This is a genomic window from Capilliphycus salinus ALCB114379 (assembly GCF_047276495.1).
Classification (GTDB): Bacteria; Cyanobacteriota; Cyanobacteriia; order Cyanobacteriales; family Microcoleaceae; genus Capilliphycus; species Capilliphycus salinus.
This window is the reverse complement of record NZ_CP178543.1, coordinates 2,206,580-2,223,838: the sequence shown is the minus strand read 5'-3', so window position 1 is coordinate 2,223,838 and position 17,259 is coordinate 2,206,580. Positions and strand designations below refer to the sequence as shown.

Sequence of the window (17,259 nt, the reverse complement as noted above, 5' to 3'; positions counted from 1 at the left end):
TTTTACTTATTGTACAGATAGCCCAAATCTATAGCAAATCTTTATTGTTGGGATCGATCCCCCTTATACCCCTCTTTTTTGTTGCATAAAGTAAATTTGTCTGCTTGGGCAATTATGCCAGAAAATCTTCTGTCACAGTGGTTGAACCGAATTGCACCTGCACCCGAAAACCCGTTTGGGGGGGCGGACTAAACCGACGGCCAATGGCCCGATCCAAACCCCGACCTCGACCATCGCCTCTGGCTTCGACTTGCAGGCGAGTTTCCCCCGACATCGACAGCACTCTCAAGGTCAAACCCCCAGGTAAAACCGTCAAATCTCCGAGCGGTTCAACTTGCAGCCACACCCCAATGCGATCGTTGGCTTTGGGCATAATCGCCACGATCAGCGCCACCTGTTCGGGGTTGGGTTGCGAGGACAAATCGATCGCTCTCACCCGTCGAATTCCCGCTTGGGGATGATTGGCATCTAGCTTACCCAAACTCAGCGCCGCTTGCCAACGGGTTTCTTCTTCTTCTGCGGTTGCCAACAGTTCCGTTAAAGCGTTAATCGTGGTAGAATTACTAACGCCCATATCGCCCAAAACACCCGCAGCTTGGGCGCGAACCTCCTCGCTTTGATCGGAGTCCAACAACCGGATCACCGACGCCACAGAATCGGCACTTTCAACCACAGTATCGGCGCCCCGCATTGCCAAACTCGCCTCGGGCGAAAATAACAGCGTTTCCACCGTTTCCCAACCCGTTGTGACGGTATTTTCCAGCCATTGACGCAAATTTACCCCGGATGTTGCGGTTTCCGGTTGGGGAGCAGAAAGCAGATGTTCGAGCAATTCATCGGGCGATCGCAATTGTCTTAACAAAATACTATCGCTCGCCGTTTCCACAAAACCCAAAATTGTCGCCAATTCCTGTTCTAAATCCAATTCTACAATCACATACCCAATCCGATCGCTTTGGACCTCGCGAGGAACCCTACAAACCGTCGAGTCGAGATTTTCTTGAACCGGGATCGGACGACATTCTAAACGACCTCGACCCACTACTTCTAAGTCTGCCACATCCGCATAAAAACGCACGGCCGGGTTCCAACTTTCTCCTGCGGTTAAATGGGTTGGAATTCCCATAATTCGCAAATAATTATTCACCATGCACACCGCCAGGGTATTGAGATAAACCTGTCGGCTTTTGCGGGAACTCGGTTGTTGGGCGGCAAATTCTTCGGCTAATCTTTTAGCCTGAGAAGGGATCAGTAAGGGAATGGAGAAATCATCTAGGGTTTGCATAAGTTGAGTGATCATGATTTCCTTTTTTTGGGAGTCTGAGTTGGGTCAATATACCCCTGAGAAGTTCCAAATTCTCGTAAGAGCGGTAAACATTTACGGTTGTAAAATTTTGGCAAATCTTTCGTTTCTGCCGGTGTGAGGTCAAAGTCTGAGGCAATATCATTCCAGGGCGTTTCTGATGGAAACCGTTTCAAAAAGAGAACCTGACAGTTAATGTGAGGGCAGTTTCTAAAGCAGGTTTTAGATAACACACGTTCTGGATCGTTATTAACCCATTCTGTGGTTTCTTCCCAAATTTCCAGAGCGGGTTGAATATCAGGTTCGGCCGCAATTCTTTCAATGGGATCGGTGAAATCTGGTTCTGTATGAGATGGACTAATTTGACGGTTTAGTTGCCGATACTTGCGATCGCGCCAGGTTCTCAGTCGTTTTTTTAGGTGGTTATCAAGCCAGGTAATTACGCTAGCCCGTTCGGGATCGTACTCTTCTAAATGCTCGCAGCAATATTCCCACGTTTCCTGGAGTGCATCATTATAATAGTCGCTAGACTCTCTCCACAGTTTACCCGATCGCATAATTTTACGAATAATCTGATTGAGCCTTTGCCGACGTTCTACACTCTCAGGAGGATAGGTACAGGCTTCGGCAACGAGTTGACGCAGTTGAGTGTGTATGTTGTCCATTGACTGGTATTCAGTTATAGGGGTTGCCGATGTCTTTTTCGCAGATTAACCCTTAAAAAATTTTTTTTCCAGATCTTGCGAAAAGTTGCTTTCAGCGTCGCTATATCTTTACGAACGCTTTAACAACAGCTTCAGTAGCTTTTACACAGCTTCTTGAACTGTCATAAGTGAGTTCCCCCTAAAATGCAGTGGCCCGAAACCAAAAGCTGATGTTTACTGGGTTCGATTGTCATCGGATGCCTGATCTCTAGCAATTTACAAACTCCTTCACCATCAGCTTGGACGTTCACGGGTCACTTTTATTGAGATGAACTTTAGATTTTCTATTATCCGCCAAAATGTCTACTTTCACAAGAGCCTTAAAACCACATTGAAAATAAAATTGAAATTAGATGACGAAAAATCAGAATCGATCTAAAATTCAAAAAGCGACCGCTCTCAGTTTGGAAATGCGATCGCCGACACCAACCCCAAATTTTAACAAATATAACTTAAAAAATATAATTTAAAACTTGACTGGTGGGGTTTGTATTAGAAAAAGCACAGAGTAAAGCATTATCGGTTTTCCCATCCCGCGCATCCATTGCTTGAGGAGAAAGATCCATAATGCGTGATTGTTCTGTCTTCGCCTCCCAATCAATTACCCATACAATCACCCCCCCCGATTATTTTTCGGATTCACGATTAATAAATGACGATTTTTAGAATATCTTAAGATCGGACGGGAAAGGTGTTTGGTCAGGAGATTAGCCCCCCAAACTGAATTGTCAATTTCACCCTCAAAAAATTTTTGATAGATTTTTGCGAAAACTGAGATTTATCTTCGTATAACACTACAAAGCGTTCCCCGTCATACCTAAATCGGGGAGTTGCAAACTCATCGATCAATCTTCTCTCGGTTTGAGACTTTCTCACTCAAATCGCCGCTTGTTCATGGCTAAAAATAGAAGATTGATCGCAACGGTTACACTCTAAATCTAATCAACTTCATTTGTTTTCTAAAAACTAAGGAGACATCTACTATGGACTCACTCGAAAACCGTGAAACTATTTTAGACAATCAAGTTTTAGGTTTAGATAATTTCGATGAATTAGATGATGATCGCGAAATGATAGGTGTATCTGAAATGGATGATCTCGATGATATTTCACTCGTTCCTGGTTTATCTGAAGTTGAAATTACCGATGATCTAGATGACGATCTAGATGACAACTTTGATGACAATTTCGATGATAATTTTGATGAGGATCTAGATGACAATTTCGATGAGGATCTAGATGACAACTTTGATGATAATTTCGATGAGGATCTAGATGACAACTTTGATGATAATTTCGATGATGATCTAGATGATGGAGTCGTTATTCAGCCTGTAAATTTACTCAATTTAGCTTATTACAAAGCCAACAACCCGGATCTAGCTGAACTCAGTGATGATGAATTAGTCTCTCACTTTCAAGTTTATGGATTAGAAGAAGGACGTGTATTTAATCCAATTATTAACCTTAATAGCTATCGAGAACTTAATCCCGATCTCGCGAATCTCAATAACAGAGAACTTTGTGAACATTTAATTAACTTCGGATTAAGTGAAGAACGTTTATTTTCTCCTCTCGTCGATCTAAATTATTACCAACAAATTAATTCCGATATTCCCGATGATTGGAGTCCTTCACAGTTGTTAGAACATTTGACACAATTTGGATTAGATGAGGGTCGTTTATTTTCTCCTATTATCGATCTCAATTACTACCAACAAAATAATTCCGATCTTCCTGAGGATTGGAGTCCTTCACAGTTATTAGAACATTTGACACAATTTGGATTAGATGAGGGTCGTTTATTTTCTCCTATTATCGATCTCAATTACTACCAACAAAATAATTCCGATCTTCCTGAGGATTGGAGTCCTTCACAGTTGTTAGAACATTTGATTCAATTTGGGTTAAATGAAGGACGTTTATTTTCTTCAGTATTCAATATTCAAGACTATCTTGATGATAACTTTGAAGCTGTTACTAACTTCTTTAACTCCGAAGTTGATGAAATCAGCTTTAAAGAAGTATTCAAATTTGCATTTGGTATCGGTTTCTTTCAGGGAATTAACCCGATTTTAGATGACGATGACTTCGATGATGACTTAGATGATGACTTCGATGATGACTTCGATGATAACTTAGATGATGACTTAGATGATGACTTAGATGATGACTTAGATGACGATTCGTTTGAGGATAACGACGGTATAATAGGTCAAATCCCAGATGTAAATGTAGGTAACACCGATGATGATGACATTGTTGGCGATGACTTAGACGATGACTTAGACGATGATTCTAATGACGATTTAGACGATGATTTTGATGACATTGATGACGATTTAGACGATGATTTTGATGACATTGATGACGATTTAGACGATGACTTCGACGATGATTCTAATGACGATTTAGACGATGATTTTGATGACATTGATGACGATTTAGACGATGACTTCGACGATGATTCTAATGACGATTTAGACGATGACTTCGACGATGATTCTAATGACGATTTAGACGATGACTTCGACGATGATTCTAATGACGATTTAGACGATGACTTCGACGATGATTCTAATGACGATTTAGACGATGATTTTGATGACATTGATGACGATTTAGACGATGACTTCGACGATGATTCTAATGACGATTTAGACGATGATTTTGATGACATTGATGACGATTTAGACGATGACTTAGACGATGATTCTAATGACGATTTAGACGATGATTTTGATGACATTGATGACATTGATGACGATTTAGACGATGACTTAGACGATGACTTAGACGATGATGACTTAGACGATGATTCTGATGAAATCGATGACGATTCTGACGATGACTTAGACGATGACTTCGACGATGACATCGATGACGATTCTGACGATGATTTAGACGAGGATTCCGATGATTTCGATGATAATTCTGATGACGATTTAGACGATAATTCTGATGATTTAGACGAGGATTTAGACGAGGATTCTGATGAAATTGTCGGTGACATCGATGATGACATTGATGATGATTCTGATGATTCTGATGATTCTGACGATGATTCTGATGATGACTTCGACGATAATTCTGATGACATTGATGACGACTTCGACTTATCCAGCATAGTCAACGTTGAGTGGTATAAAGATGAATATCAAGAAGCCATAACAGCCGACGAAGCCATCATTGATAATGACGATAATGGCGAGATTGATGACTCAGAATTAATTAATTATGCAATTAGTTCAGGTTTAGAAAAAGGTCAAAATCCCGCACCTTGGATAGATGTAGATAACTATCGAGAAAACCCAGAATATGCAGAGGATTTACTCACACATTACAATGTCAACTCACTCGATAATGTTAGCTATCGTGACACTTTTGAGTATATGTTTGACGAGGGTTTAGAAGCAGGTAACGCACCCTGGACAGATGATTTCTATCAAACCTTTATCACCGTCGATGATAACCGAATTGGCTTAACCGATTTCTACGCTGTCACCTCAGTTGATGAAATTGGTATCCCTCAAACATTTGCTTACCTCGTCGATAATAATGGTTTTGAAGTCGATGATGACTTTGGGATTGGCTAAACTCTCGATGTCCCAACGGCTTGATTGATTTTCCTTCAAGTCACTCTAACAGTTGAGATGGGGGGGTTTCGCCCCCCTCAGTCTGTAGTCCAAAAAATTTTTTTCTCACCTTTGCGAAAAGTTGGGTTGAGAAACGCTATAACTCAATACACGCGCTTCCTTATCCTCAGTGGTAACACTGACACTGTAAGGGTATAGCAACAGCTATACCCCTACTCTCTCTATAGCGAGTGAAAGTCTAATTTTATCGACTCTTTAAAATTGCTTTTATAGCCGCTCTTTAACAAAATTTTCAATGACAACCGGGAGAAGCATTTTATGTCTTTAACTTTTAATTTTAACAGCCGTTTGCATAAGAAAACTACAGTAATTTTAGTTCGTCATGGTGAGAGTATTTCAAATCTCGAAGGTTATTATTTAGAAGACGGTGCCCGGGAAGGATTGACAGAAAAAGGACGTTGTTCTGCTTATTTAACCGGTTTGGCTTTGAAACAATATAATATTAATGCAATTTATACAAACGCTCTAAAATCTTCTCAACAAACCGCCATTGAAATTTTAACCGCTCTCAGTACAAAAAGCAAACTGTTACCTCAAATGCGTCAGTCGGAAGCTTTAAGAGAAATTGATCTTCCAGCTTGGCAAGGTCTACCTTTAGACAAAGTTAGAGAAGAATTTCCCGAAGATTATCACTGTTGGCAACAACGCCCCCACGAATTCAAAATGGACGTTTCCTCATCCCCAACCCCAGATAAAAAATTTAAGAATTTAGCAGTTTGTACCGAAGTTAAACAATCTTTTTTTCCCGTTTTAAACCTATATAAACAAGCGGAAAATTTTTGGAAAACTGTTCTTTCTCGCCATCGAGGTCAAACGATTTTAGTCGTGACTCACGGGGCTACAAATTGTGCTTTAATTAGTACAGCCTTGGGTCTTGAACCGAATTTGTTCCATAGCATCCAACAATCAAATTGCGGTATTAGTATTTTACAATTTCCCTCAAAGACTCATCATCCTGGAGAATTAAAGGCTCTTAATATGACCGCTCATTTGGCTGAAAATTTACCTCAGGTCGAAGAAGAACAACAAGGATTGCGTTTGCTATTTGTTTCGGCTTCAAACAATAATTCTCAACAAATTAAACAGATTTCCGAACAGCTTCAAAACGTTTCAATTGATTTTTGTTTGAGTCAAATTCTCGATCATTCTCAAATTATATCCGATCAAATTCTTCGTCATCACCCCAATGTTATGCAGTTTCAAGTTTTTAAAAGTGATTTGCTGCAAGTTTGGCATAAAAAAATTCAAGAACGAAATCAAATGGTTTCCGCATCTAAAAATGAGCAAAAAATGCGTACAGGTTTAGTGATTGTTGATGATTTGATTACCAAACACTTCCTCAGCCAAGTTCTGAATTTGAGTTTAAATCAAGTTCAAAACTGGCAATTAGACCCCGGAACTATTCATTCTATCTACTATCCCTTTGAACATCCTCCCACCATTCAAAGCCTCAATTATCGGTGTTATGTTTAGGTGAATTATTAGGTGAATTGTTCATCTTTGCATTCGAGTTATCAATCACCAAATTGTCTCGGTGAATGACCGTTTCTGCGCCCACATATCCCAAAACTTCAGGTATTTTTTCCGAACGATACCCTTTGATTTTCTGAAGTTCGACACTATTATAATTCACCAACCCTCGGGCAATTTCTCGACCCGCCAAATCACACATTTTTACCGAATCTTGGGCTTGAAATTGTCCTTCAACTTGAGTAATTCCTGCGGCTAACAGCGACTTCCCTTGTTGACAAATTGCCCGCACTGCCCCATCATCTAGATAGAGTTTCCCCATCGGAATCAATACATTAGCAATCCAATGTTTGCGAGCGTTTACGGGTCTTTCTTGGGCTGCAAAATGAGTCCCTATTTTTTCACCTTGCAGAATTTTAGCTAAATTTCGAGGGGATTTTCCATCCGTGATAACCGTTCTCACTCCCGAACTTGTGGCAATTTTAGCTGCTTCTATTTTAGTAATCATTCCGCCGGTTCCCCAACCGCTGCTGGAGTCTCCCGTTTGAACTTGTAGTTCTTGAAGTTGTTCGATATGGGTAACTAAATCAATCGGTTGTGCATTCGGATTATAACGCGGATCGGCTGAATACAGTTTATCCACATCCGTCAATAAAAACAGCCAGTCTGCTTCGACTAAACTCGCCACCAACGCCGAAAGGGTGTCATTATCTCCAAATTTGAGTTCATCTACCGCAACGGTATCATTTTCGTTTACAATCGGAATTACACCCAGTTTTAGCAGTTGTTGAAACGTGTTATAAGCGTTCACGTAACCGCTGCGTTGAACCAAGTCACCCCGAGTCAAAAGAACCTGGGCGATGGGTTGGTTTAAACAGGTAAAGAAATCATCGTAAACCCGCATTAAACGCCCTTGACCCACTGCTGCGACCGCTTGTTTTAACGTAATGGTTCGGGGTCGTTCGCTGAGTCCCAAGCGATCGCAACCCACCCCAACGGCGCCGGAAGAAACTAATACAACTTGATCTCCTTGTTGGCGTAAATGAGTTAACGTCTCCACCAATGTTGCTAAGGTCGATAACGCCAAGTTACCCGTGCCAACTTGAGTTAAACTAGAAGTACCAATTTTAACAACTATTCTGTGAGACATCGCAGTTTATCAATACAAAAAATAGCGCTTTATTGTTTTTTTAATATCCCGTTTCCGGTCGATTTATAACTCATCTTTTCATCAAGAAGTGCCAGCTTCGTTTTCAAAAAATAAAGCTGGCACTTTCCGCAGGAGTTGATTGATCTTCTTTTATATTTAGGGTCTTTATATTAGCTTGACCCCAATTTGAAATCATTGATATATTCCCATGAAAATTTAATCCGAAAAGTTTTCTTAAGATTTTTTTTAGATTTCCTCGAACGGAACGATCACCCTGATTGACATTGATTTAATCAAGTTTGAGAGAAGCCCCCAAAACATTAGAAACCCAGACCTCCAGCGATCGCATCGAATAGAGTGTCTTACCGGGTGTAGAATCAAGCATCGGTTCAACTAAAATGGTAAACATTCCCAAGCGATTTCCCACCAACACATCGGTAAACAAGCGATCGCCAACCATACCAATTTGTGAAACAGGTAAATTCATCGCATCTATAGCCCGTCTAACCTTGCGTCGAGACGGTTTACCCGCACCGCTAATATAGGGTAAATCCAAAGCTTGAGCAATGGCACCAATACGAGGCTGACTGATATTATTGCTCACCAACCAAACCGTCGCCAGAGGTCGAATCGTTTCCACCCATTGTTTGAGTTCCTCAGACACGTAAGAGCGAGTAATCGGAACTAAGGTTTCATCGACATCCAACACCAGCCCTCTCAAACGGTGTTGCTCGAGAATCTCCGGTTTTAAACCGATCACCGAATCGCCTAAAATCAAATCGGGTTGTAACAGGTTCCCCCAAGTCATAACTACTCAGAAATTTTAGCTTTTTCATCATAGCTGAAAATTGATCCCTTTTTTACAGTGACCAGTGACTGTAAAGACTGGTCACTGAATAAGCTATTGAGTCGAGAGTTGACGTTCAACCTCGGCGATCGCGGCTTGATGTTCGGCTGCTGTGCGGCTAAAAATATGAGTGCCGTCGTAACGAGCCATAAAATACAGATATTCCGTCGGTTCCGGATCGAGAGTCGCTTTTAAACTGGCCACACCGGGAGATGCGATCGCCGTCGGAGGTAAACCCGTATTCATATAAGTATTGTAGGGAGAAGGAGTTTCCACCTGCTTAAACGTCAGAGGTTGATCGACCGTTTGGCGAATCCCCAAAGCATATTCTACCGTCGGATCGGCGGCCAAGCGCATCCCCTGTTTGAGGCGATTATGAAAGACCCCGGAAATAATCCGGCGTTCGCTGGCGACAACCGCTTCTTTTTCCACAATACTCGCCAACGCCACCCACTCATTGAGAGAAAGATTGGTTTTATTGCCATTTTCTTGATAAACCGGTAAAGCCACCTGTTGAAAACGGTCAAGCATTTGGCGGATCACCGCGTCAGGCGTAATGCGTTCGGCGACAACTTGATAGGTATCGGGATACAAAAAGCCTTCGAGAAGCGGTAAATTTCGAGGAAGCCAGGGATAATCATCGTAGGGAATTTGTGAAGCCGCATCCATGAAAGCCTGGGCTGAAAAATAGCCTTGTTCCTCAAAATATTCGGCCATTTGTTTAATCGACCATCCTTCAGGAATGGTAAAGCTTAACTGCATTACCTCACCTTTCCAGATTTTATCTGCGACTTCACTCAAGGGCTGAGTTGGGGATAATTGGTAAGTTCCCGCTTTATATTCCCCTTCGGGATCGGCAAAAACCAACCAGCGGGACCACAACCGCCAAGCCTTCGAGGAACGAATTAAACCCGCCGCCTCCAAGTCCCGTCCAATTTGCTGGCTGGAAGTTCCCGATGGAATGGTAATTTGAACCCCCGTACTGTCTTCTGTAGACTCACCCAGGCTGTCACTATCGCTCGGTGCGGAACTCACCCAACTCCACCAAGACCAACCCTGCCAACCTACAAAAATCCATGTTGCTGGTAGGATCACCAGGTAGAATGCAATCTTTGAAACTCGTCCCATAGGTCATTCGATCCGTTGTCAGTTATCTGTGGTTTTCTGCTCGGACTGTGCTGAGTTTAATCGAAATCGTCAAAAAGTTGTTCTTCGATCTGAGGAATAAACGGTTCAATTCTCTCAAGTTCATCATTAGAGAGTAATTCGGGTTCACCCCGGTCGTTTTGACGGGCAAGAAGAAAAAAGGGTTCAACAGGCGTATAAATTCCGTATTCTTGCTCCTGGGAGTAGAAGCTGGTCAACTCCATCATTTCCTCATAATCTTCCTCATCTTCTGAATCTTCCCCCCGGTCTTCGAGTTCATCTTCATCGACCTCCGGTAATTCTCCCGCAACGGTGAGGGTGAGGGCCGTTCGTTTGAGGGTGAGGTTTTGTTCTTCTAAAACCGCTTTGGCGATCGAAAAAATTTCATCGAGTTCGGCTTCAGATTCTACCGGAATCGGAGTTTCATCGTCTTCGTCTTCACCCGGCCAGCGTAAAATTTCTACCGGAGCATCAACCGGAACCAGCACCAAATAGTCTTGATCTTCGATATTGACTATAGATTGAATCAAGCAGTCCAGCGATCGCCCTTGCTCGTCGGTGATTGTGACGAGATCTTCTTGGGAGCGTCCATTCTCTTGGGGGGATTGAGATGAAAACATCATGCAGGCTTATGTAAAAGAGTATCCCAGGTCTGGGTCTATCGGGGTGCGCGAATGGGTCGAATCTCGATCCCACTGCACGATTAGAATATCATGCTTGGGGTGGCTTCAACCTAACAGACCCATCAATCACGCAGTTATCCCAGTCTAGAGCTTTTTTCCCCAACTTATTCGGTGAAGTTCACAGCTTTTGAGACCGTCGTTGGTCTAACCATTGCTGTAAAATCAGAGCGGCGGCTTTGCGATCGATTAACCCTTTGTTGCGCGACGGGGAAATCTTCGCCGATCGCATCATCTGCTCGGCCTGAAACGAAGTCAGACGTTCATCGACATATTCTAGGGGTAAATCTAAAGCGATCGCCAGTCGGCTGGCGTATTTTTGGACTTTTTTGGCTTGAAACCCCAAATTTCCACTCATCGAATAGGGTAAACCGACGACGAGAACCTGCACTCGTCTGTCTTTGACCAATTCTTGCAGTTGAGCCACATCCCGTTCAAATGCACTGCGTTCTAGGGTCATTAAACCCGTCGCAAACAGGCCCAAACCATCGCAGCCGGCCACCCCAATCCGTTTCTGACCGATATCGAGTCCGAGGGCGGAAACGAATTGAGGCGAGGAGTTTTCACTCATAGCATTCGACAGCGGGGAATGGGGAACACGAAAACAGATCTACAGCGGGTTGCATCTTAGCTTTCACGTTGATGATCCGAGGCTTGATCGCTAGGCTTGTTTTGACTCTCTAACTCGGGTTGTTCCGAGATAGCGTTGGATTGTCCGCTGAGAGTGTCTGCAACCGGGGAGTTGCGATCGCGCCGGGAATGGTGCATTGGTCCCAACCAAGACACCCGACTGGGGATCGGCTTGCGAGCCGGTTGGAGGCTTTGCAGGACATCCGACAGTTGCAACCCTTCTAACGACAGTTTCGACTCTCGAACTTTATGCCAAACTGAACGGGACATCAACAGGCTGTGTTCGATCCGAGTCGCTCCCATTTTCTCAAAATAGGCTTCTCGTTCGGGTAAATAGTCCGCCGAACTGAGTCGCAGAGATTGAGCCGGAAAGTCTTGAGTCAGATGGGCAATTTGAGCCAACAGTTCGGGATACAGCCAAGTATACGACGGATTGACCGTTAACTCGGCAAAATGGGGTTGACGGCCATCTCGCGACAGTTGAACTTGGAAATAACCGATCGCCGCTTTGCGTTGGGGTTCAAACACATAAGCGCTGATTTGTTCGGTATGGTTGAACCATTGTTTAAATCCCTCCATCACCGCTTTGATCACGCTGGATTTAAAATCGCTAATATGGCGATCGAACACCTGCCGGACAAAGGGGTGCATCGATGCGGTATCGAGTTGATACAGCAGTTGAGCATCGGCGTTGCTCACCGGGAGGAGGTTGGGAAGGTCCGGTTGGGTGACGGCCAACTGTTGCAGCAGTTCCGGTTCGACAGACCAATAGGTAATTTGAGCCAAACGCTGGAATCCGTTTTGACGATAGAGGGCAATATTACCCTGATCGTTAACGTTAACTTCGACTAACCAGTTGCGGGCTTCCCAAATGCTTTCAAAGCAGTACCGCAGCAGTTGAGAGCCAATGCTACTGCGATCGCCACTGGGATCGACAGCCACTTGATTGACTCGCCAGGTACTCCGAGTCCAGTTAAACGGCGAGACTCGAATCACTCCCCGGACTTGATCTTCTTGTTCGGCAACGAGAATATTAAACAAATGCTGACAGGGATTCGGAAACCAGCTTAAGAATTTGAGGAATCCGTACCAGCTACGCAGCTTTTGAATATCTTGAGCCGCCAAACTGAAACCGTCTGTTTCTGGATCGATGAGAACATCGGATAAAGCCTGCTGACACAACCTTTCGATTTGATCCAGGTCACGATATTGAAAGGGACGGATACTCACTTGATTTTGGTTCTGGGACAGGAATAAAGTCATATTGAATTTCGTTGTCTTTCTACTAATCATGCTTCAGCGGACTGACGCCTGATTACGCTGAATCTTTCTCCGATTTGATTTAACTGGCCCTTCCCTGGAAAATGGACTAATACAATTATCGATCGCAGGGGGATAGAGGACGGATCAAAACCAATGGCGTTCGCTCATCAGCATTTCCTGCGGGGTTACTTCTTAAGGCTTGTTCTAGAAACTCAGTGGAAAGATCGGAGGTCTTTGCTAATATTTTAACGGCTTTGAGATCATTGACGTCTACAATTGCTGCTCCCAAGCCGGTTTGTTGTTGAATCCGTTCGACAACTTGTTGGGGATTGTCTGGGCCTAAGACAATAAATTGATCGTAGGGGGGTAAAGTTCCGGTGACATCATCAATCAGACGGGCTTGTTCTCCTGCGAGTGTATAAAACATTCCTGGTTTGCCCAGTATTTTCGCGATCGATCCTCCCACAAAGGCAAATAATACCCGCACAGGCCCGACTAAATCCACTAAGCTTTGCATCCCGCAGGCGGTGGCTAAACTTGACGTGGGCAGGAAGAACTGACAAACGCGCTTGGCTACCCATCCGGGTTCGATTTCGCTGGGATGACGGAATCGGCCTTGAATTAGGGCTAGGGGCGTTTCTCCCATTGTAATCGCATCTCCCGGTTTGGCGTGAGGGAGAACATATTTTTTGACAACTTCTACGGGATCGTCGAGGTGAGTCAGCAGATGGGTGCGAATGGGATAAACGGTTGCTGATTCGCTCTGGCGGGGGTTGGGAGGATTTTGGGGATCGGGGTATTGTAGGGGAATCACCACGTGGCGAGTTTTGGGAATTCGTCCGTCTGGGCCATAGGCGATGTAGTGAACTTTCACCCAAGCCGACTGAAGTTGATCGAGGTTTTCGCCTTTGATTTCGATGGAAACTTTCATTTGAGTCGGTTTGCGTTTGACAATATAAGCAAACCAATAGTTATCCGCTCTCGGACTTGCATCCGGGTGCATCCCAATGATGCGGGTGGTTAAGTCTATATTATCTAAACTTGCTTCGCTCAACAGTTGCACTTGGGCTTCGACTTCCGGGACCATGATTTCAAATCGTGATGTCCGGTTGCGAAATTCCATCTGACCGATCAGCAGATAATGATCGCTTTGAGATCTCGCCACATCCCACTGGCCCGAGGTCAGTTCCAGGTCATTTCCCGGCATTCGACGATATCGCAGTTCCATTGCTAGCCCCCCGATCCCCATCACTGCCAGTAACGTTATCAGTACAATCCCTAAAATTGCCATGAATTCTCCTGCCCAAATTAACTCCACTTATTCTAGTGGATTCGTTCACCTGCCTCTCAAATCCTGATCTTTATCACAACTTGGTCACTTTGTCTATCTGTTGATCGAGATAAAATAACTTTTGTTTAAGGAAAAAGATAAAATTATTATTAAATTTTATTGAATTGGCCGTTAACGGGACAAAAACGGGTACAGTAAAAAGATTCAAACCAAGTCAAATCAAGCAAAAGGGTTCAGTTTGCCCGGAATGATCGCGCCTTGGAGACGGCAAACCGGCGATCGCGAAAATCATTTAATTTTGTTAAAGATTTGTAAACTATTAAAGAGCGGTATTTCGATTTTAGATTTATTTGAGGAGTTCAATGAAGCAACTTGTAATTGCTGAACGTATTTTTCTGGCTGTCCACGTCATCTCAACCCTATTTGGTTTGGCAGGACTATTAATCATTCTGCCCAATCCCCAAATCATTGCCAACCTACCCCCCATCGGACAGACGGCTTTCGGATGGAGTATGGCAGGAGGCGGAGTGGCTTACATCGTCTTCGGGGCGATCGCCGTTTCCCTCTATGCTTACCGGACTCTCGGCTGGTGGGCGACAGCAACGTTCATGGTTCCGGCAATCTTCTTATCTTTGGGAAGTGAACTACTCGGCACCAGCACCGGATTTCCCTTTGGTCACTATCAATACCTGAGTGGCTTGGGCTACAAAATTGCGGGCCTAGTACCGTTTACCATTCCCCTGTCTTGGTTTTACATGGGACTCACTTGCTATCTGTTAGGCCGGGCGGGATTAAAAGTTGTTGTCGGTTCAAGCTGGCTGCGTCACTGGGCGGCTTTAGCCGTAGCCGCTATCTTATTAACCGCTTGGGATCTCGTTCTCGATCCGGCAATGAGCCAAGCTCCGGTAAAATTCTGGGTATTCCAAGAAGTCGGCGAATTTTTTGGAATGCCTTACCGAAACCTCCTGGGATGGATGGGAACCGCTACGGTATTTATGAGCGTTGGCGCTTTCTTGTGGAGACGGGTACCGGTGCTGTTATCTCGCCGTCAATTAACTTTACCCCTAATTGTTTATTTGACGAACTTCACCTTTGGAGCCACAATTACAGTTTGCGCCCTCGATGAGCGATTCTTGTTCCCCGTCAGTCTCAGTGTAGCGCTGGGTGTGATTCCTGCCTTTGTCTTCTGGTGGACGGCACCGACACTGGCAACGGTAGAAGACATACTTAGCGATCGAGTTTCTGTAGACTCGCCCCGCTCACAAGTTCCGGCGACTCCGGCTGAGATTTTAGCAAAATAAACACCCCCACCTGACGGGGTTAATCTGATTGAGGGGACAAGCAATCAATTTAGGGTCCCGCATTCGCCTGTCCCCTTCTATGGTAAATTTTCAAGCATCTTCTCGATCGCTAACGAACGCCATCAATTTTAAATGACCAATGATTTTTTGCCCGTCTGGATCGGTGCTTTAATTTTACTGATTTTAATCGTACAAATTCCAGCCAGTTTAATTGTTCTTTCTCGTCTGTTTAAGGCTCTTAACCGCCGTTTCTTGCTGCAACCTCAGCCTCCCACTCCCGGTTTACTGGGAACGGTCAGTATTGTTGTTCCGACTTTAAACGAAGCCGAACGCATTTCTCCGTGTTTATCGGGCTTGACACGGGCTAGCTATGAAGTGCGGGAGATTTTGGTTGTCGATAGTCGTTCAACCGATGGCACTCGGGAAATGGTCGAGACAGCAGCCCAACGCGATCCCCGCTTTCGCCTGATCACCGATGATCCATTGCCGACGGGTTGGGTGGGACGGCCTTGGGCTTTACACACGGGTTTTCTGCACAGTTCCCCGAAAAGTGAGTGGGTTTTGGGGATTGATGCCGATACTCAACCGAGTCCGGCTTTGGCTGCAACTCTCGTTAACACTGCGATCGCCGAAAATTATGATTTGATTTCCCTATCTTGTCGATTTATTTTAAAATATCCGGGAGAATTGTGGTTACAACCGGCACTGTTGATCACGTTGATTTATCGGTTTGGACCGCCGGATATTAATCCTACCAGTCCCGAACGGGTAATGGCGAACGGTCAATGTTTTCTGTGTCGGCGTGAGGTTCTCGAAGCGATGGATGGCTACACCAGCGCCAGCGGTTCTTTTTGTGATGATGTGACTTTGGCTCGTAATATCGCCGCTGCGGGGTTTAAAGTTGGGTTTCTCGATGGGGCGAATTTGCTCAAAGTGCGAATGTATGACGGGTTTCGCGATACTTGGTCCGGATGGGGGCGATCGCTCGATCTCAAGGATGCTTGTTCTCGCGGACAACTTTGGGGAGATTTAGCGTTACTGTTAGCGGTTCAGGGTTTGCCTTTACCGATTTTATTATTGAGTCTGGGATTTTCGGGCGTAATGCCCTTATCGAATCCTTTAGTGTTAATTTTACTGGGTTTAAATTTATTTTGGATTGTGGTTCGGTTTGCGTTGTGTGGGGCGATCGCACAAAGTTATGATTTGTCTGTTGCCAAAGGGAAATGGATATTTTGGCTGTCTCCGTTGGCTGATCCGTTAGCGGTGGTACGCCTGTTTATTTCCGCCAACCGCAAGCCAACTCAATGGCGAGGAAGAACCTATGATCACTCACCAGTCACTCAGAACCCGTCACCAGTTTAGACAGGGAACAGGGAACAGGGAGTCACCGAGTCAGAAGTCAGGAGTTCAAGAGTTGCTGTGTTCAGAATTCCCCATTCCCCATTCCCCATTCCCCATTCCCCTCTCGCCTATTGCAATTCGCGCCTATTGCCTAATAATGCGATCGCTTTTTTATTCCTAAAATCGTCAATTTTCCTGAAAAAATTCCCCAAAATTTCCCCGATTTTTGATTGACAAATCCTCAGACTTGACCTATTCTAGAATAATGGAAATCTGTGCCGACCTATAACGTGCTTTTTCAGCCCCGCTTCACGACAATTTAGGCTTAAAAAAACTCCTCAGTTAATTAACTTGCAACTCTCAACCCCACAATCAATTGTCCCATAATTATAAGTTTTTCTAATCAACTTAACTAATTCGTTTTAAAAAACAAAAGTTTTCGGCAAAAATCGAAATTTTTAGTGAGAAAAATTTTCA

The 17,259-nt window shown here is 44.1% G+C and carries 13 protein-coding genes; 4 read left to right on the top strand and 9 right to left on the bottom strand.

The window, feature by feature from the left end; translation table 11 throughout:
• Nucleotides 1–112: 112 nt before the first annotated feature.
• On the bottom strand, nucleotides 113–1,300 hold the full coding sequence (locus ACL6C3_RS09155; protein ID WP_413166854.1) for a DUF1822 family protein: 1,188 nt from the start codon (nucleotides 1,298–1,300) through the stop codon (nucleotides 113–115).
• On the bottom strand, nucleotides 1,297–1,968 hold the full coding sequence (locus ACL6C3_RS09150) for a sigma-70 family RNA polymerase sigma factor (RefSeq protein WP_413166853.1): 672 nt from the start codon (nucleotides 1,966–1,968) through the stop codon (nucleotides 1,297–1,299). Before ACL6C3_RS09150 ends, ACL6C3_RS09155 begins: the two co-directional genes overlap by 4 nt.
• 1,022 nt (nucleotides 1,969–2,990) lie before the next feature.
• Between ACL6C3_RS09150 and ACL6C3_RS09145 the strand changes: the two genes are divergently transcribed.
• Together ACL6C3_RS09145 and ACL6C3_RS09140 are read left to right on the top strand one after the other, a co-directional pair.
• Complete coding sequence (locus ACL6C3_RS09145; RefSeq protein WP_413166852.1) at nucleotides 2,991–5,603, top strand: hypothetical protein; 2,613 nt, start codon at nucleotides 2,991–2,993, stop codon at nucleotides 5,601–5,603.
• Between the two features lie 318 nt (nucleotides 5,604–5,921).
• The gene (locus tag ACL6C3_RS09140) at nucleotides 5,922–7,136 is read left to right on the top strand and encodes a histidine phosphatase family protein (RefSeq protein WP_413166851.1); all 1,215 of its coding nucleotides are present in this window, start codon (nucleotides 5,922–5,924) and stop codon (nucleotides 7,134–7,136) included.
• Here ACL6C3_RS09140 and proB read toward each other — a convergent pair.
• From proB to ACL6C3_RS09105, 7 genes are all read right to left on the bottom strand, one after another.
• On the bottom strand, nucleotides 7,114–8,283 hold the full coding sequence (gene proB / locus ACL6C3_RS09135) for a glutamate 5-kinase (protein WP_413166849.1): 1,170 nt from the start codon (nucleotides 8,281–8,283) through the stop codon (nucleotides 7,114–7,116). The two genes, ACL6C3_RS09140 and proB, sit on opposite strands and share 23 nt — an antisense overlap.
• Before the next feature lie 289 nt (nucleotides 8,284–8,572).
• Entirely contained in the window at nucleotides 8,573–9,091 is a 519-nt protein-coding gene (locus tag ACL6C3_RS09130; protein WP_413166847.1) for a YqeG family HAD IIIA-type phosphatase, read from the bottom strand.
• Nucleotides 9,092–9,184: 93 nt separating this feature from the next.
• On the bottom strand, nucleotides 9,185–10,258 hold the full coding sequence (gene mltG / locus ACL6C3_RS09125) for an endolytic transglycosylase MltG (RefSeq protein WP_413166846.1): 1,074 nt from the start codon (nucleotides 10,256–10,258) through the stop codon (nucleotides 9,185–9,187).
• Between the two features lie 56 nt (nucleotides 10,259–10,314).
• Complete coding sequence (locus ACL6C3_RS09120; RefSeq protein WP_413166845.1) at nucleotides 10,315–10,899, bottom strand: DUF3727 domain-containing protein; 585 nt, start codon at nucleotides 10,897–10,899, stop codon at nucleotides 10,315–10,317.
• Between the two features lie 178 nt (nucleotides 10,900–11,077).
• The gene (ruvX, locus tag ACL6C3_RS09115; RefSeq protein ID WP_413166843.1) at nucleotides 11,078–11,527 is read right to left on the bottom strand and encodes a Holliday junction resolvase RuvX; all 450 of its coding nucleotides are present in this window, start codon (nucleotides 11,525–11,527) and stop codon (nucleotides 11,078–11,080) included.
• A 56-nt stretch (nucleotides 11,528–11,583) separates the two neighbouring features.
• Nucleotides 11,584–12,849 carry a GNAT family N-acetyltransferase gene (locus ACL6C3_RS09110; RefSeq protein ID WP_413166842.1) on the bottom strand — a complete coding sequence of 422 codons (1,266 nt, stop codon included), beginning with the start codon at nucleotides 12,847–12,849 and terminating at the stop codon, nucleotides 11,584–11,586.
• Between the two features lie 115 nt (nucleotides 12,850–12,964).
• Nucleotides 12,965–14,140 carry a F420-0:Gamma-glutamyl ligase gene (locus ACL6C3_RS09105; protein WP_413166841.1) on the bottom strand — a complete coding sequence of 392 codons (1,176 nt, stop codon included), beginning with the start codon at nucleotides 14,138–14,140 and terminating at the stop codon, nucleotides 12,965–12,967.
• 362 nt (nucleotides 14,141–14,502) lie between these two features.
• On the opposite strand from ACL6C3_RS09105, the gene cruF reads away from it, so the two are divergent.
• Nucleotides 14,503–15,441 (top strand): gamma-carotene 1'-hydroxylase CruF, encoded by a 939-nt coding sequence (cruF, locus tag ACL6C3_RS09100; RefSeq protein ID WP_413166840.1) that lies wholly within the window; start codon nucleotides 14,503–14,505, stop codon nucleotides 15,439–15,441.
• 132 nt (nucleotides 15,442–15,573) lie between these two features.
• On the top strand, nucleotides 15,574–16,803 hold the full coding sequence (gene cruG, locus ACL6C3_RS09095) for a 2'-O-glycosyltransferase CruG (RefSeq protein ID WP_413166839.1): 1,230 nt from the start codon (nucleotides 15,574–15,576) through the stop codon (nucleotides 16,801–16,803).
• The last annotated feature ends 456 nt before the right edge of the window (nucleotides 16,804–17,259 follow it).

Excerpts from the sequence above, each read along its gene's own strand:
- ACL6C3_RS09155 (WP_413166854.1), bottom strand. The coding sequence starts at position 1,300 with ATGATCACTCAACTTATGCAAACCCTAGATGATTTCTCCATTCCCTTA.
- ACL6C3_RS09150 (WP_413166853.1), bottom strand. The coding sequence starts at position 1,968 with ATGGACAACATACACACTCAACTGCGTCAACTCGTTGCCGAAGCCTGT.
- ACL6C3_RS09145 (WP_413166852.1), top strand. The coding sequence starts at position 2,991 with ATGGACTCACTCGAAAACCGTGAAACTATTTTAGACAATCAAGTTTTA.
- ACL6C3_RS09140 (WP_413166851.1), top strand. The coding sequence starts at position 5,922 with ATGTCTTTAACTTTTAATTTTAACAGCCGTTTGCATAAGAAAACTACA.
- proB (WP_413166849.1), bottom strand. The coding sequence starts at position 8,283 with ATGTCTCACAGAATAGTTGTTAAAATTGGTACTTCTAGTTTAACTCAA.
- ACL6C3_RS09130 (WP_413166847.1), bottom strand. The coding sequence starts at position 9,091 with ATGACTTGGGGGAACCTGTTACAACCCGATTTGATTTTAGGCGATTCG.
- mltG (WP_413166846.1), bottom strand. The coding sequence starts at position 10,258 with ATGGGACGAGTTTCAAAGATTGCATTCTACCTGGTGATCCTACCAGCA.
- ACL6C3_RS09120 (WP_413166845.1), bottom strand. The coding sequence starts at position 10,899 with ATGATGTTTTCATCTCAATCCCCCCAAGAGAATGGACGCTCCCAAGAA.
- ruvX (WP_413166843.1), bottom strand. The coding sequence starts at position 11,527 with ATGAGTGAAAACTCCTCGCCTCAATTCGTTTCCGCCCTCGGACTCGAT.
- ACL6C3_RS09110 (WP_413166842.1), bottom strand. The coding sequence starts at position 12,849 with ATGACTTTATTCCTGTCCCAGAACCAAAATCAAGTGAGTATCCGTCCC.
- ACL6C3_RS09105 (WP_413166841.1), bottom strand. The coding sequence starts at position 14,140 with ATGGCAATTTTAGGGATTGTACTGATAACGTTACTGGCAGTGATGGGG.
- cruF (WP_413166840.1), top strand. The coding sequence starts at position 14,503 with ATGAAGCAACTTGTAATTGCTGAACGTATTTTTCTGGCTGTCCACGTC.
- cruG (WP_413166839.1), top strand. The coding sequence starts at position 15,574 with ATGACCAATGATTTTTTGCCCGTCTGGATCGGTGCTTTAATTTTACTG.